23 protein-coding genes are annotated in these 24,169 nt (G+C 56.6%); 10 read left to right on the top strand and 13 right to left on the bottom strand.

Annotation, left to right across the window (positions count from 1 at the left end; all coding sequences use genetic code 11):
- Positions 1-44: 44 nt before the first annotated feature.
- The 4 genes from MLE19_RS00610 (at position 45) to MLE19_RS00625 (ending at position 4,543) form a co-directional block, all read left to right on the top strand.
- Positions 45-1,304: an ABC transporter substrate-binding protein gene (locus MLE19_RS00610; protein ID WP_240716140.1), complete on the top strand. Its 1,260-nt coding sequence runs from the start codon at positions 45-47 to the stop codon at positions 1,302-1,304.
- A 135-nt stretch (positions 1,305-1,439) separates the two neighbouring features.
- On the top strand, positions 1,440-2,366 hold the full coding sequence (locus tag MLE19_RS00615) for a carbohydrate ABC transporter permease (RefSeq protein WP_240716141.1): 927 nt from the start codon (positions 1,440-1,442) through the stop codon (positions 2,364-2,366).
- A complete protein-coding gene (locus MLE19_RS00620) occupies positions 2,359-3,237 on the top strand; it encodes a carbohydrate ABC transporter permease (RefSeq protein ID WP_240716142.1) in 879 nt (292 codons plus the stop codon). The genes MLE19_RS00615 and MLE19_RS00620 overlap by 8 nt, the downstream gene beginning before the upstream one ends.
- Positions 3,238-3,421: 184 nt before the next feature.
- Entirely contained in the window at positions 3,422-4,543 is a 1,122-nt protein-coding gene (locus MLE19_RS00625; RefSeq protein WP_240716143.1) for an ABC transporter ATP-binding protein, read from the top strand.
- A gap of 96 nt (positions 4,544-4,639) precedes the next feature.
- Here MLE19_RS00625 and MLE19_RS00630 read toward each other — a convergent pair whose 3' ends face one another.
- The 5 genes from MLE19_RS00630 to MLE19_RS00650 form a co-directional block, all read right to left on the bottom strand.
- A complete protein-coding gene (locus MLE19_RS00630) occupies positions 4,640-6,280 on the bottom strand; it encodes a BCCT family transporter (protein ID WP_240716144.1) in 1,641 nt (546 codons plus the stop codon).
- 105 nt (positions 6,281-6,385) lie between these two features.
- A complete protein-coding gene (locus tag MLE19_RS00635; protein ID WP_240716145.1) occupies positions 6,386-7,426 on the bottom strand; it encodes a YcjF family protein in 1,041 nt (346 codons plus the stop codon).
- Complete coding sequence (locus MLE19_RS00640) at positions 7,423-8,826, bottom strand: YcjX family protein (protein ID WP_240716146.1); 1,404 nt, start codon at positions 8,824-8,826, stop codon at positions 7,423-7,425. Before MLE19_RS00640 ends, MLE19_RS00635 begins: the two co-directional genes overlap by 4 nt.
- A gap of 93 nt (positions 8,827-8,919) precedes the next feature.
- Positions 8,920-9,108: a hypothetical protein gene (locus MLE19_RS00645; protein WP_240716147.1), complete on the bottom strand. Its 189-nt coding sequence runs from the start codon at positions 9,106-9,108 to the stop codon at positions 8,920-8,922.
- Positions 9,109-9,169: 61 nt separating this feature from the next.
- Positions 9,170-10,039, bottom strand: a complete 870-nt coding sequence (locus MLE19_RS00650; RefSeq protein ID WP_240716148.1) for a D-hexose-6-phosphate mutarotase — start codon at positions 10,037-10,039, stop codon at positions 9,170-9,172.
- A gap of 185 nt (positions 10,040-10,224) precedes the next feature.
- Here MLE19_RS00650 and MLE19_RS00655 point away from each other — a divergent pair, with 185 nt between their 5' ends.
- From MLE19_RS00655 to MLE19_RS00670, 4 genes are all read left to right on the top strand, one after another.
- Entirely contained in the window at positions 10,225-10,467 is a 243-nt protein-coding gene (locus MLE19_RS00655) for a GlsB/YeaQ/YmgE family stress response membrane protein (protein ID WP_008958536.1), read from the top strand.
- A gap of 178 nt (positions 10,468-10,645) precedes the next feature.
- Positions 10,646-13,111 carry a YbeU/YbeR family protein gene (locus MLE19_RS00660; protein WP_240716149.1) on the top strand — a complete coding sequence of 822 codons (2,466 nt, stop codon included), beginning with the start codon at positions 10,646-10,648 and terminating at the stop codon, positions 13,109-13,111.
- 199 nt (positions 13,112-13,310) lie between these two features.
- Positions 13,311-13,835, top strand: coding sequence for a C40 family peptidase (locus tag MLE19_RS00665; protein ID WP_240716150.1), 525 nt, complete (start codon positions 13,311-13,313; stop codon positions 13,833-13,835).
- Between the two features lie 30 nt (positions 13,836-13,865).
- The gene (locus tag MLE19_RS00670) at positions 13,866-15,056 is read left to right on the top strand and encodes an MFS transporter (protein ID WP_240716151.1); all 1,191 of its coding nucleotides are present in this window, start codon (positions 13,866-13,868) and stop codon (positions 15,054-15,056) included.
- 10 nt (positions 15,057-15,066) lie between these two features.
- On the opposite strand, the gene MLE19_RS00675 is transcribed toward MLE19_RS00670, so the two are convergent.
- The 5 genes from MLE19_RS00675 to MLE19_RS00695 are packed head-to-tail and all read right to left on the bottom strand — an operon-like array spanning position 15,067 to position 19,877.
- On the bottom strand, positions 15,067-15,681 hold the full coding sequence (locus MLE19_RS00675) for an ABC transporter ATP-binding protein (protein WP_240716152.1): 615 nt from the start codon (positions 15,679-15,681) through the stop codon (positions 15,067-15,069).
- Complete coding sequence (locus MLE19_RS00680) at positions 15,674-16,510, bottom strand: ATP-binding cassette domain-containing protein (protein WP_240716153.1); 837 nt, start codon at positions 16,508-16,510, stop codon at positions 15,674-15,676. Before MLE19_RS00680 ends, MLE19_RS00675 begins: the two co-directional genes overlap by 8 nt.
- Before the next feature lie 9 nt (positions 16,511-16,519).
- Entirely contained in the window at positions 16,520-17,320 is an 801-nt protein-coding gene (locus tag MLE19_RS00685) for an ABC transporter permease (protein WP_240716154.1), read from the bottom strand.
- Complete coding sequence (locus MLE19_RS00690; RefSeq protein WP_240716155.1) at positions 17,317-18,297, bottom strand: ABC transporter permease; 981 nt, start codon at positions 18,295-18,297, stop codon at positions 17,317-17,319. The genes MLE19_RS00685 and MLE19_RS00690 overlap by 4 nt, the downstream gene beginning before the upstream one ends.
- On the bottom strand, positions 18,288-19,877 hold the full coding sequence (locus tag MLE19_RS00695) for an ABC transporter substrate-binding protein (RefSeq protein ID WP_240716156.1): 1,590 nt from the start codon (positions 19,875-19,877) through the stop codon (positions 18,288-18,290). Before MLE19_RS00695 ends, MLE19_RS00690 begins: the two co-directional genes overlap by 10 nt.
- A 98-nt stretch (positions 19,878-19,975) precedes the next feature.
- On the opposite strand from MLE19_RS00695, the gene nikR reads away from it, so the two are divergent.
- Positions 19,976-20,377, top strand: coding sequence for a nickel-responsive transcriptional regulator NikR (nikR, locus tag MLE19_RS00700; protein WP_240716157.1), 402 nt, complete (start codon positions 19,976-19,978; stop codon positions 20,375-20,377).
- A gap of 68 nt (positions 20,378-20,445) precedes the next feature.
- On the opposite strand, the gene MLE19_RS00705 is transcribed toward nikR, so the two are convergent.
- A complete protein-coding gene (locus MLE19_RS00705; RefSeq protein WP_240716158.1) occupies positions 20,446-20,928 on the bottom strand; it encodes an FKBP-type peptidyl-prolyl cis-trans isomerase in 483 nt (160 codons plus the stop codon).
- Between the two features lie 177 nt (positions 20,929-21,105).
- Here MLE19_RS00705 and MLE19_RS00710 point away from each other — a divergent pair, with 177 nt between their 5' ends.
- Positions 21,106-21,387: a hypothetical protein gene (locus tag MLE19_RS00710; protein ID WP_240716159.1), complete on the top strand. Its 282-nt coding sequence runs from the start codon at positions 21,106-21,108 to the stop codon at positions 21,385-21,387.
- 90 nt (positions 21,388-21,477) lie between these two features.
- Here the strand turns inward: MLE19_RS00710 and MLE19_RS00715 are convergent, their stop codons facing one another.
- Entirely contained in the window at positions 21,478-21,948 is a 471-nt protein-coding gene (locus MLE19_RS00715; protein WP_240716160.1) for a glycine zipper 2TM domain-containing protein, read from the bottom strand.
- Positions 21,949-22,275: 327 nt separating this feature from the next.
- Positions 22,276-23,874 (bottom strand): isocitrate lyase, encoded by a 1,599-nt coding sequence (locus MLE19_RS00720; protein ID WP_240716161.1) that lies wholly within the window; start codon positions 23,872-23,874, stop codon positions 22,276-22,278.
- Positions 23,875-24,169 lie beyond the last annotated feature (295 nt).

The raw sequence follows: 24,169 nt of genomic DNA on the forward strand, positions 1-24,169 counted from the left end.
GGTCGAACGTCCGAGAGGACAATAACAATATAAGGAGTTACTCCATGTCGACGTTAAAGAAGACAACCCTTGCGCTTGCTTTGGCTGGTGCCACGCTCGCGACGACTACCCACGCCAACGACGTTGAAGTGCTGCACTGGTGGACTTCCGGTGGTGAAGCCCGTGCTGCCAACGTGCTCAAAGAGTTAATGGAAGCCGAAGGCTACGGCTGGGAAGATTTCGCCGTGGCCGGGGGCGGCGGTGAAACCGCCATGACGGTGCTCAAGTCACGCGCCATGTCGGGCAACCCACCTTCAGCGGCCCAGATCAAAGGCCCCGAGATTCAAGAGTGGGGCGAATTGGGCCTGCTCGGCGACTTAAATGACGTAGCGGATGCCGAAGGTTGGGACGAACTGCTGCCGGAAGTGGTGGCCGATATCATGCGCTATGACGGCCAATATGTAGCGGTGCCCGTCAACGTGCACCGGGTCAACTGGCTATGGGCCAACCCGGAAGTACTGGAAGCGGCAGGGGTGGAGATGCCCACCACGCTGGATGAGTTGTTCGAGGCAGGCGAGGCGATCCGCGAAGCGGGCTTCGTACCGCTGGCTCACGGCGGCCAGGCTTGGCAGGACGCAACGGTATTCGAAAGCGTATTGCTAGGTGGCCAGGGCAGCGAGTTTTATCAGCAGGCGTTGGTAGAGCTAGACCCAGAAGCCTTGGGCGGCGAACAGATGATCGCCGCACTTGAGGATTTCAAGCGTACGCGTGAGCTGATGGATGAGGGCATGCCCGGACGCGACTGGAACATTGCCACTGCGATGGTGATTGAGGGAGTGGCCGGCTTTCAACTGATGGGTGATTGGGCGAAAGGCGAATTCACCGCGGCAGGGCTGACCGCCGGGGAAGATTACCTTTGTGCCGCCGCGCCGGGCACCGCAGATGCATTCACCTTCAACATCGATAGCCTGGCCATGTTCCGGGTCACCGACGACGAGGAGCGCGAAGCGCAGCAAGCGTTAGCACGTTTGGTGCTTGAGCCTACCTTCCAAGAGGCGTTTAACCTTGCCAAGGGCTCAATCCCGGCGCGGCCTGATCTGGATATGAGCGAATTCGATAGCTGTGCCCAGCAGTCGTTGGCCGATTTTCAGCGTACCGCCGAAGAGGGTGGCCTAGTGCCGAGTATGGCTCACGGAATGGCCGTACGTGCGGACGTACAGGGCGCCATTTTCGATGTAGTCACTAACTACTTCAACGACGCCGATATGCCCGCTGAAGAAGCAGCAGAACGTATGGTGAGCGCCGCCGAAGCGGCCTCTTTCTAGATTTTCTAGCGTTTGCGTTCTCCAGGCGCCGCCGCAACGGCGGCGTCTATTCTGCTTAGCAAGAACACTATTTTGCTTAGTAAGAACATTATGCTGCTTGGCAAGGACACTTCTCCAATGAGAGATTCCCTCCCCATGAAAAATACCTCTGCGACGCCTTTAGGGGCTGGCGCTAAGCGGTCGACGCCCTCCGGCAGTTTGCAGGCGTGGCTGCCGCGCTTGGTGCTGGCACCGTCGGTGGCGATTTCGCTGTTCTTTGTTTACGGCTTCATGCTGTGGACGTTCGTGCTCTCGCTAACCAGCTCGCGCATGCTGCCCAGCTATGACTTTGTCGGCTTTGGCCAGTATTCACGCCTGATGGCCAATGAGCGCTGGTGGGTCGCCTCGACCAACCTGATGATTTTTGGCGTGCTGTTCGTGTTGATATGCTTGGTGATTGGCTCGCTGCTGGCCATTCTGCTCGATCAGAAAATTCGTCAAGAGGGCGCGCTGCGCACGATATATCTCTACCCCATGGCGCTGTCTTTTATCGTGACCGGGGTAGTGTGGAAATGGCTACTTAACCCGCAATTGGGTATTCAGGCCATGGTCCAGAGTTGGGGATTTGAATCGTTTCGCTTTGATTGGATCACTGACCCGGATATGGCGATTTATACCCTGGTGATTGCCGCCGTATGGCAGGCGTCAGGCTTTGTGATGGCACTCTTTTTAGCCGGCCTGCGGGGTATCGACGACAGTATTGTGAAAGCGGCCCAGTTGGATGGTGCCAGCCTGCCGAGGATTTATTGGCGCGTGGTGATGCCTTGCCTGCGTCCGGTAGTGTTTAGCGCGGTAATGATTTTGGCCCATATTGCGATTAAGAGCTTTGATCTGGTCGTCGCGCTCACCGGCGGCGGGCCTGGTTACGCCACCGATCTACCCGCCACCTTTATGTACGCCCACGCCTTTACCCGGGCGCAGATAGGTTTGGGCTCTGCCAGCGCCATGCTGATGTTGGGCGGCGTGCTGGCGATTTTGATTCCTTACCTCTACTCCGAATTAAGGAGCCGCAAGCATGGCTAATGTGATTCGTCGTCAGACGCCCGCTGCGCGGCTCGGCCGTGGTCTGCTCTATGGCGTACTGATACTCGCCGCGCTGTTCTATATTCTACCGCTGGTGGTCATGCTGATGACCTCGGTGAAACCGCTGAGCGAAATCAGCGCCGGGTCGCTGCTCTCGTTTCCGCAAAATCCCACCTTGGCGCCGTGGACAAAAGCCTGGGGTGAAGCTTGTACCGGCATGCGCTGCGAGGGCGTGGGTGGCTACTTCTGGAACTCCTTTGCGATTGTGATCCCAGCGGTGCTGATCTCCACCACCATTGGTGCGCTCAACGGCTACGCACTGACCAAATGGCGCTTTAAAGGCTCTGAATTAGTTTTCGCGCTGATGCTGTTTGGCTGTTTTATTCCCTTCCAGGTGATGCTGTTGCCCATGGCGCAAACCCTTGGGTGGTTGGGGATTTCCAGCTCCCGTGCCGGGCTAATCCTGGTTCACGTGGTATTTGGTATCGCTTTCACCACGCTGTTTTTCCGCAACTTCTATGTGGGTATTCCCAATGAGCTGGTATCGGCGGCGAAGTTGGATGGCGCGGGCTTTTTCCGCATTTTCTGGCGCATTATACTGCCGATTTCGGCTCCGATTATTGTCGTGTCAGTAATTTGGCAATTCACCCAAATCTGGAACGACTTCCTGTTTGGCGTGGCATTTTCAGCCCATAACACCCAGCCCGTTACCGTGGCACTTAACAACCTGGTGAATACCTCCACCGGTGTACGCGAGTACAACGTGGATATGGCGGCGGCAATGATTGCCGCGCTGCCCACCCTGGTGGTGTACGTGTTGGCGGGAAAATACTTCGTGCGCGGGCTGACTGCAGGTTCGGTTAAAGGCTAATAACAATCAGATTGATGACAACTCTCTAAAGATCGCCTTGGCAAGGTCAGATCAACCCGTAGCGGGGGGCATTTTCCAGGGATGGAAAAAGTAGAGTCCAGGGAGGGATTTACAGCGCCCCCGCGAAGGGTTTTTCTGACCGGGCTAACAGCTTTGTCAGCAGTCTTATAATAGGATTTTCATTATGGCAGCGTTAGAAATCCACAACGTGCGCAAAGAGTTTGGCAACGAGCGGGTGCTTAAAGACGTAAGTATCTCGATCGATTCCGGCGAGTTCCTGATTCTGGTTGGCCCCTCTGGCTGCGGTAAGTCCACGCTGATGAATGCCATTGCCGGGCTTGAACCGGTGACCTCTGGCAATATTTATATTGATGGTGAAGACGTGACCTGGCGCACCCCTGCGGATCGGGACATCGCCATGGTATTTCAGTCCTACGCGCTTTACCCCAGTATGACCGTACGTCAGAACATTAGCTTCGGGCTTGAGATGCGCAAGGTGCCCAAACCCGAGCGGGAAGCGGCCGTGGAGCGGGTAGCCGATCTACTGCAGATCACTCACCTGCTGGAGCGAAAGCCTGCACAGCTTTCTGGCGGGCAGCGCCAGCGGGTGGCGATGGGGCGGGCGCTGGCTCGGGAGCCCAAGGTCTACCTGTTTGACGAGCCGCTCTCTAATCTGGATGCAAAACTGCGCGTGGATATGCGCACCGAGATCAAAAAGCTCCACCAGCGCTTAGGAACCACCATTGTGTACGTCACCCACGATCAGGTCGAAGCCATGACCCTGGCGGACTGCATTGCGGTGATGCGCGACGGTCATATCCTGCAGCTGGGCACGCCGGACGAGGTCTACAACAACCCGGTGGATATGTTTGTGGCTGGCTTTATGGGCTCGCCATCGATGAACTTCATTCGCGCCACCTTGGAAGATAACAATGGTGGTTATCAACTACGGATTGCCACGCCGGGGGAAGAGGAACTGGTGCTGCCCTGGCCGGAAGCGCGTATCGCACCCGACATGGCCGAGCGATTGAATCAGCCGGTGATTCTTGGCCTAAGGCCGGAGCACTTCAGCGAAGAGGACGAACGATTAACTTCTCAAGCCGAGGGAACGCTGCTGAGTACCAATGTAGCGGTAGTGGAACCTACCGGGGCGGATATCTTATTGCGCTTACCACTGGGCGAACAGGAAGTAACAGCCCGTGTTGGGCCTAAATGTGCAGTAGCTGCCGGGGAGCGACTGGCGCTAAGGGTAGATATGGGGCGAGCAATTCTATTTGATGCCAAGACCGAGCAGCGTATTGCGTAAACGACGTGGTTCGAACCTGTTGTGAATAGTAAGGCCCTCTGCTGAAACCAGCAGAGGGCCTTTTTTACACTTGCCTAAAGATTTTAGCTGCAGGTATCACTTTCGGATAAGCCGCAGCTCGCCATTGAGCGCCTTGATGATCGAATAGCACATCAGCAGCATCACAATCGAGAACGGAATAGCGGTGGCGGTAACCCCTGCCTGAAGCGCGGTTAGGCCGCCGCCGATAAGCAGCACGATCGCGATGAGGCCCTCGATGACTGCCCAGAACATACGCTGTGGCCGCGGAGCATCGATTTTGCCACCGGCGGTGATGGTATCGATGACGAGGGAGCCCGAATCCGAAGAGGTGACAAAGAAGATCAGCGCCAGGACGATACCCAGGGTCGACATCAGGCCCGTCAACGGTAGCTCGTTCAGCATGCCGAACAGCGAAAGCTCGGGTCTGTAGTTGTCGATGACATACTCTTTCACCAGGCTGCCCGCCGGGTCAGCGTAGAGCTGTTCAAGGGCAGTCGAGCCAAAGACGCCCATCCAGATAAAGATAAACATACTGGGAACGAGCAAAACGCAGAGGATAAACTCACGCACCGTACGCCCCCGGGAAACACGAGCGATAAACATCCCCACGAAAGGTGCCCAGCTAATCCACCACGCCCAGTAGAAAATCGTCCAGGACTGGCGGTATGCATCGTCTTCGCGGCCAAAAGGCGCGGAGAGAGGAATAAAGTCCATGACATAGGTAGTAAGCCCCGACCAGAAGCCGCTTAGTGCCAAAAGCGTGGGGCCAGCGAAGAGCACGAAAAAGAAGAACAGAACGGCCAGGATCATGTTGATCTCGGAGAGCTTCTTCAAACCGCCCTCAAGACCACGCCAAACCGACACCAGCGCCACCGCTGTCACCAGAATGATGACGATGACCTGGGTTAAAGTGCTTACTTCCAGGCCAAAGACAAAGTTCATCCCCGCATTGGCCTGCTGGGCGCCGAGCCCGAGGGACGTTGCCAGCCCGAAGAGGGTGGAAAACACCGCCAGGATATCAATTACATGGCCCCACCAGCCCCAGACGCGCTCACCGAGGATAGGAAAGAATGCCGAGCGAATCGAGAAGGGAAGGCCCTTGTTATAGGTAAACAGGCCAAGCGCCAGTGCCATTACGATATACACTGCCCAGCCATGGATACCCCAGTGGAGATAGGTGCCGGCAAGCCCTAAGGCACTGGCGTCAGCAATCGCCGCTGGATTTAGCTCACCGTCAGCACCAAATGGGGACTCGACGCCCAAGGGCAGCGAGACATTGGCGTGGTAAACCGGCTCGAGTACGCCGAAGAAGAGCAGGCCGATGCCGATGCCTGCGGTGAACAGCATGGCGAACCAGGAGAGATAGCTGTGATCCGGTCGGGCATCGGCTCCGCCTAGCCTAACTGAGCCATAAGGCAGAACAACCAGTGCTAAGCAGAACAGAATAAAGAAATCGACCAGGATCATGAAATACCAGTCCAGCGTTCCCGTAGAGAAGGCGACAATGGACTGGAAAACGCTTTCCGCACGCTCTGGAAACAGCAGGGTGAGGACGATGAAAATGGCCGAAGCAAGCGCGGATACCACAAACACGCGGTTGTGGATGTCGAAGCCGATGGGGCCAAGCTGCCCCTTGATATTATCCTGACCGACGACATAGTCGGTCTGCATGTCGCTCGTTTCAGAAGGCGACTCAGGATTGTTGGGATTGTTCATGAACTACGTCTCCTCATTGGAGGATGCTATGTTAAACATCCATCATGAGGATAAACAGCGTTGAATCCTATTTTATAACCGAAAGCAGGCTTGTCGTTGGTTACTTCATTGGCGGCTCTGCGGAACCGTTTCTTTGTCGAGCCGCTTGATTTGCCGCCAAAGGTCTTGGCGAAGGTCGGCGATCTTAGGTTGTTCGTCTGGGGTAAAAGGTACAGGACGGCAGAGGCGCTGGGCACGCAATCCCAGCCTTGCGCTTAGAAGCCCGGTGGCCAGGCCCTGACCGGCACGGGCGGAAAGGCGGCTGGCTAAATCCAGCGAGAGCATATCCATACTGGCGTCGGTGGCCAGTTCGCTAGCCCCAGCAAAGGCCATGTTGTGCAGCACGTTACGAAACAGCCGCAGGCGACTGGCGTAGCCCAGCTCAAGACCATACAGGCGGCAGAGCCTGTCTACCATCGCCAAACTGCGCCAGGCCACCAGCGCCATATCCACCAGCGTTAGCGGGCTGATCGCCACCATAATCGCGGTTTCCCCGGACATGCGGGTAACCAAGCGCTGGGCTTCACGGTCGCGTGGTGCCAGCAGGTGGTAGCGTAGCAGCGTTTGGATCTCTTCCCCGCTATGGTGCGGCTGACTGGCGCGTTGAAACGCCAGCCAGTGCGGGTCATCATCGGCGAGTTTAAGCTGGCGCCTTAGCTGCTCGGCCATGGCCCGGGCTTGCTTGGGTGAGCGTAGCGGCAGTTCGGCCAGATCAACGCGTAACTTGTCGTGACGTTTCAGGCGGCGTAAACGCCCCAGCTCTTTAAGTAATGATAGCCCCCCTAAACCAATCAGGCTGATCCCGAAAAGCTGCCAGGCCATGTTGAGCCACTGTGACTGCGCCAGCGCATCGGGTATGCCGGTCACCAGTTCTGCTGTGCCTAGCCCCGCACCGCCCACCAGGGCAAATATCAGCCCCCAGCGACGCTTGCGCGGCGCGCCTAAACTGGCGGCTGGCAGCGCTTTTTCTTCAGCAAGCGGCGCCAGAGGGTGGTGCTCACTGGTGCCAGCAAAGGCTTCACGCTGGCGCAAGGACGAAGCTGTTTCAGCGACATCTTCTGGTGTGTCATCCAGGGTAAAGTGACGGCGTGGCTGTGGGGTGGTCATGTGAGCTTATCTCCAATCAGCCAGTCGATGGCAGCGTCCATGCGAATATGGTCAAGCGCTTCTGAGGTGGTTTGCATCGGGCGAAAACCGGGGAAGTCGAAGCCCTGTTGCTGCCAAAAATCGGCAGTAGGTAGGCGGGGGGGCACATCGCCGGGGTAAACCAGTACCTCTTCACCCTCCAGTGTGGTGCCGCGTAGCGCGGGTGAGCGCTTACCCTCATGGGCCACCTCACGAGCTTCGGTGGCGCGAATCGAGGCCAGCGAGAGAGCTTTGACCGGCACATTGGCAAAGCGCAGGTCTTTCAGTGGCTCTGCCAGTAAGGCCTCTAGCAGCTGCACCACATGGCCGTGTTGATCGGGGGTGACATGGTCGGCCTTGGTGGCCGCAATTGCCAGCCGGTCAATTTTAGGCGCGAACAGGCGCGTGAGCAGGCTGCGTTTGCCATAGTCGAAGCTGTGCATTAGCTGGCGCAGGGCGCGGGAAAGGTCCTCAAACCGTTCAGGCCCAGCATTCAGCGCGCCAAGTACATCCACCAGAACGATCTGGCGGTCAAAGCGGCGGAAGTGGTCGCGGTAGAAGGGTTTCACCACCTGCTGCTGGTAGTAGCGAAAGCGAGCTGCCAGGGTAGCGTAAAGGCTATTGGCGGGCAGTGCTTCCAGCGCTTCTCTAGAGGTATCGTGTTGAGACCCATTAAGTTGTGGCAAAGGGAAAAACTGCAGTACGGGGGCGCCTTCAAGCTCACCAGGCAGCAAAAATCGCCCAGGCTGCAGGTCGGAAAACCCCGCCTGCTTAGCGCGACGCAGCCCCTGAGCATACTCCTCGGCTAGGGTGGCAAGCTGGGCCTCATCCGCTTCGCTTGCAGGGTCGAGTTGCTCCACCGCTGCCAGCCATTCGCTAAACAGGCCGCGGCGCTGTTCGCCTGCGTACATGGCCTGGGCTTTGCTCCAGCTATAAAAGTCATGCTGCAGCAGCGGCAAATCGAGCAACCACTCGCCGGGGTAATCGAACAGGTCGAGCGTAAGGTGAGCAATTTCAGGGGTTAGCCAGCCGCTTCGGGCAGGGCGGTAACGCAGTTGCAAGCGCAGTTCACTAATGCCGCGGGTCGGTTCTGGCCAGCGGGGCGGTGTATCGCGTAGGGCAGCCATGCCCGGGTCGTAAGGAAAGCGTGGCACGCCCAAATCGGGCTGGTTGAGCCGCTGGGCACCCAGCAGGCGGCCTTCACGGGCAGCGGGCAGCAAATCTAGACGTGCTTCTACGCCCGCATGGCGCAATTGATTGACCAACGACGTTAAAAAAGCGGTTTTGCCCGCTTGCGAGAGCCCCGTTACCGCTAAGCGCAACTGGCGATCACGCCCCCGCTCTAACAAATTGCTTAGTTCGCGACTTAACGGCTGACGCATCCTATTGATCCTTTTGTGGCAATTGACCACTATCCATTAACAGCGCTAACTCACGACAGTGAAAAGGGCTGATTGACCAGTTCCAGCATTATATTAACGAAACACTAATAGTAGCTGCGAAAGCATCGGCAGGGTGGCAATCAAAAAGCCTACCCCGGCCAGCGTGTAGCCCGGCCAGCGGCGGGTCATCTTTTGCGCCAAAGTAAGGCCGACCAAACACACCACCATGCCGAGTAAATTAAAGGCTAGCGTAGCGGCCTCTAGCCATTGCTGCGGATCCATCGGGTCTCCCTAGCTCAAATAATAGTGAACGCATGATAACAACGCGTTGATGAACCGAAGGTTAACCGCGGCTGAGGGTAGTGCCTAGCAAGTGTTGAGCGCCAGGAACCAGCCAAACCGGGTCTAAGCGCGTATTGGCGGCTTCAACGCAGATAAAGTGGCGTGCAGCCTCGGCGGGTGTGTCGCTAGGAAGTTCATTGTTGGGGTGCCACACCACGGTGGAGTCGCTTGACTGCTTGCCAATGCGCAGGCTGCGCTCGCCATCGTTGAGCAGCACTGCCTCATTGGTATGGTAAATGCGGTCAACAGCACCCTGAACGGCCAGCGTACCCTGCTGTTCGGATTCCGCAAAGTCGCGCAGCTTGTCGAGATAGCGCGCACCAGAAAGACCTTCCAAACGGCACTGATGAATATCGGCAACGGCGAGGTAGGTGTGTAGTGCGCCGCTGGTTTTAACCGGCGTTTCACCAATATTTTCGCTAATCAGCTCAACGTTTAGCCGCTGCGCATTGGCCTGTACCACTAAACGAGCGGTGAGCTGGGTATGCAGGCGCTGTTCGGGTGAGAGATGGACTTCAATGCCTTCGGCGTGCTCATCGACAGCGTCTAAGCGCCAGCCAGCGTGGCGGGCAAGACCATGAAACGGGCCGTCACGGTCGGGGCTTTCATCGGCATAGCGCTCGTCGGCAAACCACGGCCAGCAGAGTGGGATGCCTCCGCGAATAGTCCCTGGCAACGCTTGGGGAGTAGGCGTCAGCCATAGCCAATCGGTATCGTATGAAGGGCAGAAGTGAAGCACTTGAGCGCCCTGCAGGCTGATTGCCAACTCACCCCACGACATGTTGAAAAGCACCACGTCGCGGCCTTCCCAGTTGGCCGTTTGCTGGCCATCTGTGCTTTTAAGCAGTTGTTTGAGCGAGTCGGGAATCATGAATTTTCCTTTAAGAGTTGCCGAGCTTCTACACTGATAGGCGCCGAACAGTAACGCTGTGTGCTATGGTAGAACAAGCACGACTGGTGGTAAAACACGTACTAGGGTACGTAGCTAAAACCCGTAATTGAGCTGGTACTTGTAATCGGTACTTGAACCAGTATTTAAAATAGTAAGGAGACTATATGGGCTTTATTGCATGGTTAATCATTGGTGGTTTGGCTGGTTGGATAGCTGGCAACATCATGCGTGGCGGCGGTTTCGGCATTCTGGGTAATATTGGTGTCGGTATCGTTGGTGCCGTTATTGGCGGTTTTTTGTTCAGCCTTTTAGGCCTCTCTTCCGGCGGCTTTATCGGTTCACTGGTAACGGCGATCGTGGGTGCCGTGGTGCTCTTGTGGGTGATTAGTAAGGTCAAAAAAGCGTAGCAATTTAACTGTTACTTGTTTGACGACCGCCCGGCCTTGTGCCGGGCGGTGTCGTTTTATACCGATGCTATCGGTGTTTCAGGCCACTTCCGTTACACTGGTCGGCTTTATTCTGCTTCTTTGCTGGTGGTGACCCTGTGTTAGTGGGTGGTGATACTATGCTTTTTCGAGGTGCCTCTTGATCGACGCGTTAAATGCCTGGTGGGCCCAACAGCTTGTGCTATGTGATTGGGCATTTACCCCTCATCCGCTGGCGGTCGATGCAGGCGCTGCTGAGCAGCGACTGCTGCAACTGGGAATTACCGACCGGGGAGAGCTGGCCGAGCAACTGTTTCACGGCTTGGGCGCCCCCGCAGGCCATGCCGATCGTCTATTGGGCGCTTTGGAGTGGGCAGCGCTTGCTGGCGCGGCGGGCTGGTTAGAGGCAGAACAGTCACGCGCCTGGGCTCACTATTTAACCCGTCGTATTACCAGTGATTACAGTGATTTGCGCGCATGGCTCGCCGACCTGCGCCGTGCCCTGGGGGCAAGAGGCTGGGAAGTGGGTGCAGACGATCGCTTTATGGATGCCTGCCAGGCGCTTGCCAATCTCGAAACCGATGGCGAAGGCGTCACTTGGGAAGCCCTCGAAAATGCCTTGGCTAAACTTCCTCCCCCTGCGTCACTCTGGCCTCAACAGCCTCAGGCACAGAGCTGGCGGCTATGCGCGCTGTTTCGGCCAATCACTGTTTATCCTGCTAGCCATACCGACTGGCCCGACGCCACCGCGTGGCTGGCACACGTATGGGATGTTCATGACCGCGACGCCCTGCTGGGGGTAATGCTCTGGCTAGGCGCACAGGGAGAGCGACAGCGCTGGGATATCGAAGCCCGTGAACTGCTGAGCATGGATAACGCTCAGCGCATGGAGTGGCAGCGCAGCGTAGTCGAAGAGTCGCCCTACGCGCCCGTACTGAATAAATTTGTAACCCAGGGAGAACCGCTGGAGTGGGCAGCCTGGGATTGGCTTCGACTTGTCGAGCTTGCCTGGGCGGGCGCTTGCTGCGGTTGGCTCAGTCAGGATGAGGCCGATGACCTGGCGGGACATGCCGCCGATTTGATCAGCCGCCGCTACCATGATTGGTACGCCGTCCTTAACGCCTATGGGCGTGGACAGAGCCTGTTTGATGGCATTGACCGGCGCGGTAAAACTCCCAGTGAGCGGCACCAGTTACTGCTGCACAGCGCTCACAGCCCCTGGAAACGGCCGCCGGGCGAACTCTTGGACGAACACACGCGGAAAGCATCTCAAACGCGTATTCGACAATGGCGCAATACGTCCCATCACTGGCTGTTGGCATTGGCCAGCGTTCGCGAACCCGATGTAATGCTGCGTCAAATAGACCCGTCAGCTGCGCTGCCAGAAGAGCAGCGTGCCGATGCGGCGCTCTATTTGCAGGAGTCGCTGGGCCTGCACGCCGATGAAGGTGCTCATGCGTTGGCGCGCTACTGGCTACCCGCCCAGGCGCATCATCTTAATCAACTGGCGGCTGACGCGGTGCATGGCGTTTTGCCGCCCTCGCAAAGTTGGTTTGGCCAACCGACTCCGGAAGAGCTTAAACAGCGTAATGCGGTTAAAGGGGTGAGCCGCCATGCGGCCACTATCCATATGGCCGAAAAATTCGCCTTCTATCTGCATATGTCCCTCGATAGCGGTTTACTGGATCGGGCGCCATTAATGGAGTACGCCAGTGCGCTGCGCAGCTGTCTATGCCGTTTTTACCCCAACCCTAAACGCCTGTTAGACGCATGGTTTGCTTGGGAGAGCTGCCTGCCAGAGCCAGAGCATGCATCGTTAATCAATGAGATTGTTTGGCACATTGAAGACCCCGGTAGCCTGTTCCACTGGTTGGATTGGCGTCATGACGCCTGGTGTGAGCCGGGCAGTCGTCCCACGTTGAGCCACTTCACTGCCATGTCACTGGTGGGGCCACTTAACAGTGCCGTTTGGAGTGAACCACAGCCCGAGAGCGCCCGGGAGTGCGCTGAGATTCGTGAGTGGGTGGATAGCCACTATCATTTGAGCAGCGCTGGCGATATGCAGGAGTTCTTGACCTACATGCTCGAATCAGGCGACCGCCAGGAGTACCAGATTAATTACGCTCCTTACACGCTCAATCCAGAGCGTTTAAGCGCTGAAATCGCCATTCTTGAGTCTGGCGACTGTGCTGAAGACGAGCGCCACCACTTGCTTCGTTTGCGCCGGGTGCGTGACAACGAGGATGGCTGTAATGAAGTCGATATGGCGGCCTGGGATATTGCTCAACTGGTCGATCTGGCGATTGCCGCGCGGCAGCTAGGTTGGCTTGATAGTGCTGCGTTTGCCACTGTGCTGGATCGTGCTTATCAGCTGGCGGCGGACCACTATGCCGGATGGCAGGAGTACGCCATGGGCATGTATGCAGGCTTCTCGTTTTTTATGGGCGAAACCCCAGAGCGGGAGAGCTTTTTAGCCGGTTTTCGTCAGGCGTTAGTGGCTTGGGTGTGTGGCGCGCCAGTTTTGGCCGGACCATGGGTGAGTCTCGATTTTCCGGGAAATAAACCGCGCCATTTCGCCCCACTGCATATTGATACGCTGCCGGGCGATCAGCGTACGTTACATTGAAGCTCGCCAAACATATGATAACTAGCTTATAGTCGTGCGTGGAAAAATGAGTTTTGTCATACCGACCCCCTATAAATGTCACGAGGTTAATCGCATGGTTGCGTTGCCACGCCCCGCTGTGACCGCTGTCCGTGTTGTAAGTGTTTGTTTTATAGTTACATTGGTTTCTGGCTGCGCAGGTTCTTCTCGACAGAGTAATATGCAGGCTCCAGAGAATTACTTCTCCATGTCGTTGCCGGGAATGGGGGCGAATCCGCAAATGTCGCCGATTGACCCCATCAATGCGCAATTGCGTAGTCTGCAAGTACCGCCACCAACAGTGGTTCGTGAGGCGCTGCTGGCCCAGCATCAGCGTTGGGCAGGAACGCCTTACCGGATTGGCGGCACGTCAGAACGAGGCATTGACTGCTCCGCCCTGGTACGCAATGTTTATCGTGACACCTTTAATTTAGAGCTTCCGCGTTCCACTAGTGGGCAAGTGCACGAGGGACGCCCGATCGACCGCCAAGAGCTGCAGGCGGGCGATCTGGTGTTCTTCAGCCCACCAGGTCGATATAACCACGTCGGCATTTATGTCGGTAATGGCTATTTTCTGCATGCCTCGACCTCTAAAGGGGTGATTATTTCCAGCCTGGATAATAGTTATTGGCGGCGCCACTACTGGCAGGCACGCCGTGCGCTGGAGCCAACGCATTTGGCCCAGTTAGGCGGAAGTGTTTTCTAGTCGTCAGGCCTCTAACTATTTAGGAATGGAATGATTGAAGCCAAAACGCGCGCCTGGTGGCGCGCTACCTTGGCGCTCTGCCTAGGCTCATTTCTTGTTTTTATTAACCTCTATGCACCGCAGCCGCTGCTGCCTGGGTTGAAGGAGACTTACGACGTCTCGACCTTGGGTGTCAGCCTGCTCATGTCCGTCTCAACTCTCTCTTTAGCCTTGGCGCTGCTGGTATTCGGGCCGCTTTCGGATGCTATTGGCCGCGAAGGCATTATGCGCATAACGCTGCTACTTGCAGGCGGCTGCTCGCTCGCATTGGCCTTCGCGCCCACCTTTGAAAGCTTGCTGCTGCTACGCCTGGTGCAGGGGTTTGTGCTGGGAGGGCTGCCCGCCGTAGCAATCGCCTGGATGGGCGATGAGTTTGAGAAGCCTGCGCTATTAAGTGCCGTGGGGCTCTATATTGGCGCTAATTCACTCGGCGGTATTAGTGGGCGTATCGTTGGTGGTGCCGCTGCCGAAATAGGTGGCCCCACTGCTGCATTTCTTGCGGTAGGCATCATGACGCTCCTTGGCTGCGTGATATTTTGGCGTCTGTTACCTGATAGCCGCGCTTTTACTCCCCAGCGATTTGAGTTGCGCAAAGCGGCCAGCGATTTAGGTAATCATCTGCGCACGCCTGTGCTGCTTGCCGCGTACTGCTTGGGTGGCATCAATTTCCTGATCTTCATCAACCAGTACAGCTATATCACCTTCCGGTTAGCGGCGGCGCCCTATCAGCTGGCTGCCAGTGGTTTGGGGCTGATTTTCTTGACCTATCTAGGCGGCACCTTTGGTTCGATGATTTCGGGGCGCTTGGCCGGTCGGTTTTCGCCTGCCGCGTGCATGATGATGGGGGTGATGATTTTAATGCTTGGCACGGCGATCACCTTATCGGATTCACTGGTGCTGATAATTGTTGGCTTAACCGTCAATGCTTTTGGTTTTTTCCTGGCGCATTCGTTGGCGTCTAGTTGGGTAGGGCGTTATGCCCAGGGTGCCCGGGGCAGTGCCTCGGCGCTTTATCTGGTGTTTTACTACATGGGGGCCAGTTTGGGCGGCTTCTGGCTGGAGCCATTCTGGCGCTGGGCCGGCTGGACAGGGGTGAGCATTGGCTCGTGGTTACTGCTGAGTATCACCCTGATGATTGCTTTCGGCCTGTGGCGTTTTGAGCGTCGCCAGGCGGTTAACTAACTTTCATCAACTACCATGGCGTCAGTTGACCACCGCTTAAATGGAAACGCTGTGGGCAAAGCCGTTCCAGTAGTGCGCTGTCGTGACTAATCACCAGTACGCCAAGCTGGCGTTGTGCCGCCTCCTGTTTTAGCGCCTGCCAAAGCTCAACCTGGGTAATCGGGTCGAGCATGGTGGATATCTCATCGGCGACCAGAAAGCGTACCTCTGGCGCTAGCGCCCGCAATACGCATACCCGTTGGAGCTCTCCCCCTGATAGCGATTGTGGCAGGCGGGAAAGCCACTTTTCCTGCAGGCCAAACGCTTGGCACTGCGCGTTAGAAGGCGTCCATGCTTCGCGTAAAATCTTGGCTACTCGCCAGCGGGGGTTCACCGCCAGCTCCGGCGATTGGGGTAGCCACTGCACAGGTTGCACGCCGCTTTTGGGCAGCGCAGCGCCATCCAGGGTGACACTGCCCGCCTGGGGCGCCAAATAGCCCGCCAACAGCTTCCCCAGCGTTGATTTGCCCGCCCCGGAGTCGCCGCTTATGCCTACCCACTGCCCCGCGCTCAGCGTTAGCGACGCCGCTTGTAGCAGGGGGACGCCGGGTGAAAACTGAAAGCTAAGCTGGTGCGCTTTAAGCAACGCTCACCCCCTGTTTATCTTTGCTGATTGTCGCCGTTGTAAAAGCGTTGTCCGGCAGCGCCAGCCACAGAGCCTGTGAATAGCCGTGATTAAGCGAAGTGCCATCGTCTTGAAAAGCGCAGGCGAGGGCAGTTTCGACCTGCTTGCCGTCTCGCATGATGGTAACTCGGTCGGCAACTGGCAGGGCGTGGCGCAGGTCATGGGTAATCAAGATCACCGTTTTGCCTTGGTCAGCCAGCCCGCGCAGCGCGTCCAACACTCGCTGGCGCTGGTGCGGGTCCAGGCCGACAGTGGGTTCGTCGGCAATTACTAACTGCGCTTGACTCACGTGTGCCATGGCCGTTAACACGCGACGAGCCATGCCGCCGGAAAGCTCATGGGCGTAGGCCTGCTGTGCTTGTGTGTCTAATTGGTAATGGTCAAGGGCGCGTTGGGCAGCATGCCGGGCACCGGTCGAGGGTTGCCCGGCACGCTGGGCCGCCCAGGTCACTTGGCGGTGAGTGCGCACCAGCGGATCCAAGGCACTCAACGACTGGGGAATAAGTGCCAGCTCGCGGCCGCGAAGCTGACGCTGGCGAACGGCATCAAGCGGTTTTTCCTGATAGTTCAGCTGTCCACTTAAACGGGCAGCAGGCGGTAATAAGCCCATAATCGCGTAGGCCAGCAGGCTTTTTCCAGCGCCTGACGCGCCCACCACCGCATGTACCTCACCTGCCGAAATTTGCAGCGTTAAGTCATCCAGGCAGGTGGCCCAGCGGCGTTTCCACCATGAGGCATGGCCATGGGCATAGTAGGGCAATTGAAGAGTTAAATGGTCGATAGTGAGCATCGCGGCCTCCTAAAGTGCCCGGCGCAGTTGTCTGGAAAGGCGTTCGAAACCAAGCACCATCAGCAGTAGCGCCAAACCTGGAAATACCCCCAGCCACCAATAACCGCCGCTTAAATAGCGCATGGCGTCGGCCAGTAGCACGCCAATAGCCGGCTGGCTGGGGCTCAGGCCAAAGCCTAAAAAGGTTAACGCGGCTTCATGCAGAATGGCGTGGGGAAACAACAGCAGTGCACCAACCAAGCAGTGGGGCAGCAAGTGAGGGAGTAAATGGCCGTGGAGCACAAACCAGCGTGATTTCCCAAAGGCGCGAGACATACGCACATAGGGGGCTTGGCGTAACTGCCAAAGCTCCGCGCGCAGTACACGGGCCAAACTAGGCCAGTGGGTAACGGCCACGGCAATAATCACCGCCTGGGTGCCGCCGCCCAGCGCAAAGGCGATCAGCATTAACAAAATCAGGTGCGGTACGCTGAGCAGCGTATCAATCAGCAGGCTCACCAGCGCATCCAGCCGAGACGACAGCGTGGCTAGCGCTGCCAAACTCAGTGCAATCAGCGTGCTAAGGATAGCGGCCAGAGAGCCCACCCAAAAGCTCAGCGCCAGACCGGCCAGAGTGCGCGCCCATAGCTCACGCCCTAAGGCATCGGTGCCTAGCCAGTGATCAACACTGGGTGGGGCTAATCGGGCTTCAAACTGCATCTGCTGAGGTGTATCACCCAGCAGCCATTGGCTGGCGATCAGCCCGATTACCAGCAGGCCGGTGACCACCAAGCTGATTGCGGCGCGAAGGCGCGGCTGGGGCTGCCTCATGTGCCTTCCACCTTAATACGTGGATCGATAACGCCATAAAGCGTATCGGCGAGCATATTGCCGAGGCTCACAAACAGTGCGGTAAATAGCGCTATGCCTAACAGCAGAGGAACGTCACTGCGTAGGCCCGCTGCCACCGTGGCTTGGCCTAAACCGGGGTAGGCAAAAACGTGTTCGATCAAAATAGAGCCGCCGAAGAGTTCGCCTAGGGAGGCAAACGCCAAGGTGATCGCCGGTAAACTGGCGTGGCGAAGACCGTGGCGCCAGGCCACATCAATCCGACTCGCGCCTTGAGCAAAAGCATGGGTAGCAATATCTGAGCGCATTAACTCCAGCATGCGGGCACGGGTGTGCAAGGTAATGTTGGCGATGCCCAGCAGTGCCAAGGTGGCGACCGGTAAGAGTAGATGATGCAATCGGGTGACGAGGGTGACGTCTTGATTCAAGACCCCGACTGGCCCTGCGCAACAGGTCGGTGTCCAACCCAGCGTTACCGAAAATAGCAGGACGGCGAGTATTGCCAGCCAGAAGGCGGGCGTGGATGCGGTAATAAAGGCGTAGGTGCTGATAGCCTTATCCAGTTTGGTACCCTCTTTGGCGCCGGCCACAACGCCAAGGCTAAACCCGAGCAGTGCTGAAAGTAGCCAGGCGCTGCCCAGAAGCATAACCGAGCGCTGAAATCGCTGAGCGATGACCTCACTAACCGGCTGGTTATACACATGGCTCCAGCCTAAATCACCGCTGACTAGTTGACGCAGCCAGTGCCCAAACTGAACGACAGCTGGTTCGTCAAACCCCCAGCGCTGGGCAATTAGGGCGCGCTGCTCAGGGCTTACTTGCGCCATCTGTGGGCCTAAATAGGCATCAACGGGATCGATGGGCGACACCATCATTAACCCAAAGGACACCAGTGCCACGCATAGCAGTACCAGTGCAAGACGTACCAGGCGCTTGGCTATACGCCGGATTACTCGCACGTCCAGCGCCACTCGAGCAGGTTAGCAGTGATCGGCCAGCCGTGTCCGTGGGGGGCGACGCCCAGCTCGCCAACGTTTAAGCAGGTGTCGGCGAAGTAAACGTGTTCAAGGTTAACCAACCAGGCCCAGCTGCTATTGCCGCGCACTCCGTAGCCGGTGCTGCCGTCCCACTGCGCCGACCGCCACTCGCGGTTGGCTTGCTCAATACTTTCCGCTGCCTGGGCGGCGTCTAAATGGTTATCCACTTCAGTGTTAGCGTAGAAGCCGCTGTTATAGAAGCCGTTGCCTGCATGCTGGCTGTGGAAGAGATAGTAGATCTCCTGAGGGCTGTGGCTGCCAAAGCCGAACATAATAGCGTCCTGGTGCAGCGCTTCGCGCTGGATTTGATCCCAGTGGCGACCGGTGGGCTGCATCTCTATCCCCAGTGGGCGAACCATTGCGGCGCTGGCCTCTGCAAGCAACTGCCTAGTGGTATCGCTTGAAGGGTAGGTAAGCCGAAAGCGCGCGGGCAGGCCATCTTTATAGCGCAGGCCATCGTCACTTAGCTGCCAGCCTGCTGCGTCGAGTATCTTCTCGGCCTGGGCAAGGTCGGGCGCAGTAAGGCGTTCATCGCTATCGCTCCAGGGCAGGCCGTCCGCTGGGCCAAAGGCAGGGCGGCCATAACCGTTCAGTGCTACCTCAACCAGGGTGTTGCGGTCAACGGCAAGGTTGATCGCCTGGCGGATCGCAAGTTCGGCGGTGACGTCATTGCCGATTGGAGCCCCAGAAGCAGCAAGCTCGCCATTCGCTGGCTGCATGGGGAAAAGAATGCCGCGGTTATCAACGCTCTCCATGATTACCCGCTGCATATGCGCTGGCAGGTTTGCGGCTAGGGCAGGAGGCACAGAGGCAACGTCCACCTGGCCTGCGTGGGCGGCGCTTAGGGTGGCGTCCTCACCCATAAAGCGAAAGACCAGTCGATCAAAGGCGGGCGCGGGGCCATAGAAGTAAGGATTACGCTCTACAATCAGCTGCTCGCCTTCCTGCCACTCGACCAGTTGATAAGGGCCGGAGCCCAGGGGCTGACGGCCATACTGCTCGCTATAGCCGTTGTCTCGCCCGGCGTGGGGAACGATACCTAGCGTCATGAGCTGATCAACAAAGGTGATGTGCGGGGCGTTTAGGCGTAGCGTGACGGTATACTCATCAACCGCCTGCGCTTTATCAAGAGCACTTAGGTCGGCACGTCCGCCAGCGTTAGCCGCTTGGTTGAAGGTGTAGGCTACATCAGCGGCGGTCAGCGGCGTGCCGTCGGCAAAGCGCGCATCGTGACGTAGCGTGAGTGTCCACGTCAGGCGGTCGTCTGAGAGCGACCACTGAGTGGCCAGTTCTGGCTGGGGGGTTAGGTCTCTGCCCCGAGCGAGTAGCGTCGACTGAAATAGCGGATTACCGTATTGCCCCCAGCCCAGCAGTGGATCAAAGCCTTGCTCGGGTTCGCCTCCAACGGCTAGCACCAACTGCTCTTTCGCCTGTACGGCGCTTGCGGCCACTAAACAACCGAGTGTAATACCCAGTAAGATAGGCCGAGGTAATCCAGGCATCGCTTTATCCTTGCTGATACAAGTATGATCTTTTATCAATAACATCATACTAGCGGCATGGGCGACACATGAAAAGTGAATCAATTGAGGGGGCGTGAATGCAGCGTGTAACGGTTACGCTTGATGAGGAGCTGATGGCGGAGGTAGATACGCTAATGCGTGAGCGCGGCTACCAAAACCGCTCAGAGGCAATTCGCGACCTGACCCGCAGTGGCTTAAAGCAGGTAAAAGAGGAGGCCGCGCCGGACTCGCCGTGCATGGGCGCGCTGGTGTACGTCTATGATCATGCTGCGCGCGAGCTCTCCAAACGCTTGACCCGGCACTCCCATGATCATCATGAGCTGACGCTATCGACCCTGCATGTGCATATCAACCATGACAGCTGCCTGGAAGTAGCGCTGCTCAAAGGCCAGGGGCGTGCGCTCAAACAGTTTGCCGCCGAAGTTACCTCGTCGCGAAGCGTGCGTCATGGGCAGCTCGTGCTGATACCTGATGAATAAGCACGTTTTCGATAGCCATAAAAAAAGGTGACCCGAAGGTCACCTTTTTGATCGGTAGCGTGAGCGTCTTAGTGCTCTACGCCGCCTTCGCCGTGCACGTGGCCGTGCTCAACTTCTTCAGAACTTGCTTCACGTACTTCTGCGATCTCAACATCAAAGTTGAGCTGCTGGCCTGCCAGCGGGTGGTTGCCATCAACAACGACCGTATCGCCTTCGACTTTCTTAACGGTAACCATTAACGGGCCACCTTGAGTCTGGGCTTGGAACTGCATGCCCGGCTCAATGCTTTCAACACCTTGGAACGCATCGCGCGGTACTTCTTGCATTAGCTGCTCTTGCAGCTCGCCATAACCTTCTTCAGGAGAGACGCTAACGTTCAATTTTTCGCCAGCTGCACGACCTTCCAGCTCTTTCTCAAGGCCCGGGATAATATTGCCGGCACCATGGAGGTAGGTAAGCGGCTCACGGCCTTCAGAACTGTCTAGCACTTCACCTGAATCGTTAGTCAGGGTGTAGTGAAACGCGACAACCGAGTTTTGCGCAATTTGCATGGAATAACCTTTCGGTGAGTGCATGTTCCAATATGGTAACGCGTGTGCGCTGTCTTGTCAGGGGGGTAGCGGCGCTTTTTCGTACTCACCACTTTCGACGGTATTGCGCGCTAGGGTGACCAGGGATACCCTACGACCATCACTTATTCCTTTGCCCTATTACTTTTGGAGCATGCAATGACGATTTTGATTATTTGGCTTATCGCATTTTGTCTAATTGCGTATTTTGTTAATGAGCGTTGGAACAAAGGCGTGAGCCAAGGGTTAGATAAAATGTTGCCAAGTGTCTTGAAGAGTCACGGCGACAATCGCTATCTTTGGGTTGTTTCGCTGGCGGTGCTGGGGGCGACCACCCTGGTGCAACCTGTAGAGATGCTGTTGGTAGTGTTGTTGCTGGCGCTCATTGGCTGGGCAATTATGGCCTTGGCAAACTGGGCCAGTAATAAGACCCACCATTAAACGATCACTTTAAACATATAAAAAAAGCCCGGCCATCAATAGGATGGCCGGGCTTTTTTATACTCATACGCTGAGGATCAACGTTGTCGTTTAATAGGGCGCAACGCTCATGTTAGCGCCGCTACCGATCAAGCGGACACGCTGACCGGCCTGGAATTGACGGTCGGCACGCTGAACAACAACAATATCGGTGCCGTCATCACGGCGAATTTCCATTTCCAGCGCGTTAACGCGGTTAGTCGCGTCTTCAGCAGCAGTACCCGCTACAGCACCACCGAGTGCACCTGCCACGGTTGCCAGTTGACGACCTGAACCACCACCCACTTGGTTGCCCAGAAGGCCACCAATGATCGCGCCGCCGCCACTACCTAAAAGACCTCCAGCACGGCTATCGGCTTGAATCTGTACCGGACGAACCGCCACGATAGTACCGTAGGTGACGCTTTGGCCCGTTTTAGCTTGGTTACCGCTATAGACATCGCCAGAGTAGCCGGATGTGTTAGCACAGCCCGCTAAGGTGAGCATGCTCATGGCGGCGATAGGTAAAAGAAGACGTTTCATTAAAACCTCCTGGGTGTATTAATGTCTCTAGCGATCATCTGTACCACAGTCATGTTTCACACTGTCGTCTTTCGCAAAGACTTGGCATTGATCGCAATTAAACAGTGCGGTTATAGAACGCTGTTCGTTAAAATAGCCGATGCTGGCATCTTTGACCAGCCGTGGTTTGAAAAGATCAGCGCGAACAAAAATAATCGTTAGGAAATAGTATAACGGAGAGTGTAACAGCGTATTAAGAAAACAGTGTGCAAATACGCCTAGACAACCAAAAACAGGAGGCCATATGGCCTCCTGTGGGAGCGGATGGCTCGCTAGCTAAAGCGCTAATTAACCGAATTGATTCATGGTGTTGTCTTTACCACCCGCTTTCAGCGCGGCGTCACCATGGAAGAACTCTTTGTGGTCATCACCGATATTAGAGCCTGCCATATCCTGGTGGCGAACCGTCGCGATTCCCTGACGAATTTCCTGGCGCTGAACGCCTTTCACGTAAGCCAGCATGCCTTCGTCGCCGAAGTAGCCTTTAGCCAGGTTGTCGGTGGACAGGGCAGCCGTGTGGTAAGTCGGCAACGTGATCAAGTGGTGGAAGATGCCCGCATCGCGAGACGAATCGCGCTGGAAATTGCGTGTCCATTCATCGGCCAACTGACCTAGTTCAGTTTCGTCGTATTCGGCGCTCATCAGCTTTTCACGCTGGTAAGCGGAAACGTCCTTGCCCTCTTCCTCCCAAGCATCGAATACCTGCTGACGGAAGTTCAGCGTCCAGTTGAACGACGGTGAGTTGTTATAGACCAGCTTGGCATCCGGCACGACATCGCGAATCCGGTTGACCATGCTGGCGATCTGGCCCACATGGGGCTTCTCGGTTTCGATCCACAGCAGATCAGCGCCATTTTGCAGGCTGGTGATGCAGTCCAGAATAACGCGGTCTTCGCCTGTGCCTGCTTTGAACTGGTAAAGGCCGGAGGCGAGACGCTTGGGTTTGACCAGCTTACCGTTCTGCTTGATGACCACATCGCCGTTATTGATGTCGGCGGCGTTTTCGATCACATCGCCATCAAGGAAGCTGTTGTACTGATCGCCGAGATCGCCTGGCTCATTGGTGACGGCGATTTTTTGCGTCAAGCCAGCGCCGAGTGAGTCGGTACGTGCCACGATAACGCCATCTTCAATGCCAAGTTCCAAAAAGGCGTAACGCACGGCGTTAATTTTGGCCAGGAAATCTTCATGGGGAACGGTGACTTTACCGTCCTGGTGACCACACTGCTTCTCATCGGAGACCTGGTTTTCCAACTGGATGCAGCAGGCGCCCGCTTGAATAAATTTCTTGGCCAGTAGGTAGGTGGCTTCAGCATTACCAAAGCCTGCATCGATATCGGCAATTATCGGCACGATATGGGTTTCATAGTTGTCGATTTTGCCGACCAGTTCCTGCTCTTTTGATTTATCGCCTGCCTCTTTGGCTTCGTCCAGGGCGCGGAACAGGTGGTTAAGCTCCCAGGCATCGGCTTGCTTTAGGAAGGTGTAGAGCTCTTCGATCAGATCCGCGACGGAGGTTTTTTCGTGCATTGACTGGTCGGGCAGCGGGCCGAACTCGGAGCGCAGCGCGGCAACCATCCAGCCTGACAGGTAGAGGTAGCTACGTTTGGTGGTGCCAAAGTGCTTTTTGATCGAGATAAGCTTCTGCTGGCCAATAAAACCGTGCCAGCAGCCCAATGACTGAGTGTACTGTGCGGTATCAGCATCGTAAGCGGCCATGTCTTCACGCATGACTTTGGCAGTATAGCGAGCAATGTCGAGGCCGGTATGAAAGCGGTTTTGAGCGCGCATGCGGGCGGCATACTCGGGCTTGATAGCTTCCCATTTGCCGCCTTGTGCTTCGCGTAACTGGGCCATGGCTTTGATATCGTCGAGCAGTCCTGTCATGAGCTTATCCTCTTCGGTCGTGATCATGTTTTGCAAATCAGTGTTCGCTTATGCTGCGTTTGCGACGTTGTTGCAGCGTCGTCCAGTTTTTCTGAAACGCTGGCTAACCTCGCTGCGCTGCAATGCAATAACTATCAACGAAGCGAGCGCATTCAACAATTCACACTTGGGGGCAGAGGGCGTTGTAACCCGACGACAGGAAGGTAGAGGAAGGGCGTGTTTGTGTAGTCGTTTTTCGTCAAAATGGCGTCAAGAGCGCATAAAAAAGCACTGCCGAGGCAGTGCTAGAGGTCAA

Origin of the sequence: Vreelandella neptunia (assembly GCF_022489065.1) — a bacterium.
In the GTDB taxonomy this organism is placed as follows: domain Bacteria; phylum Pseudomonadota; class Gammaproteobacteria; order Pseudomonadales; family Halomonadaceae; genus Vreelandella; species Vreelandella neptunia_A.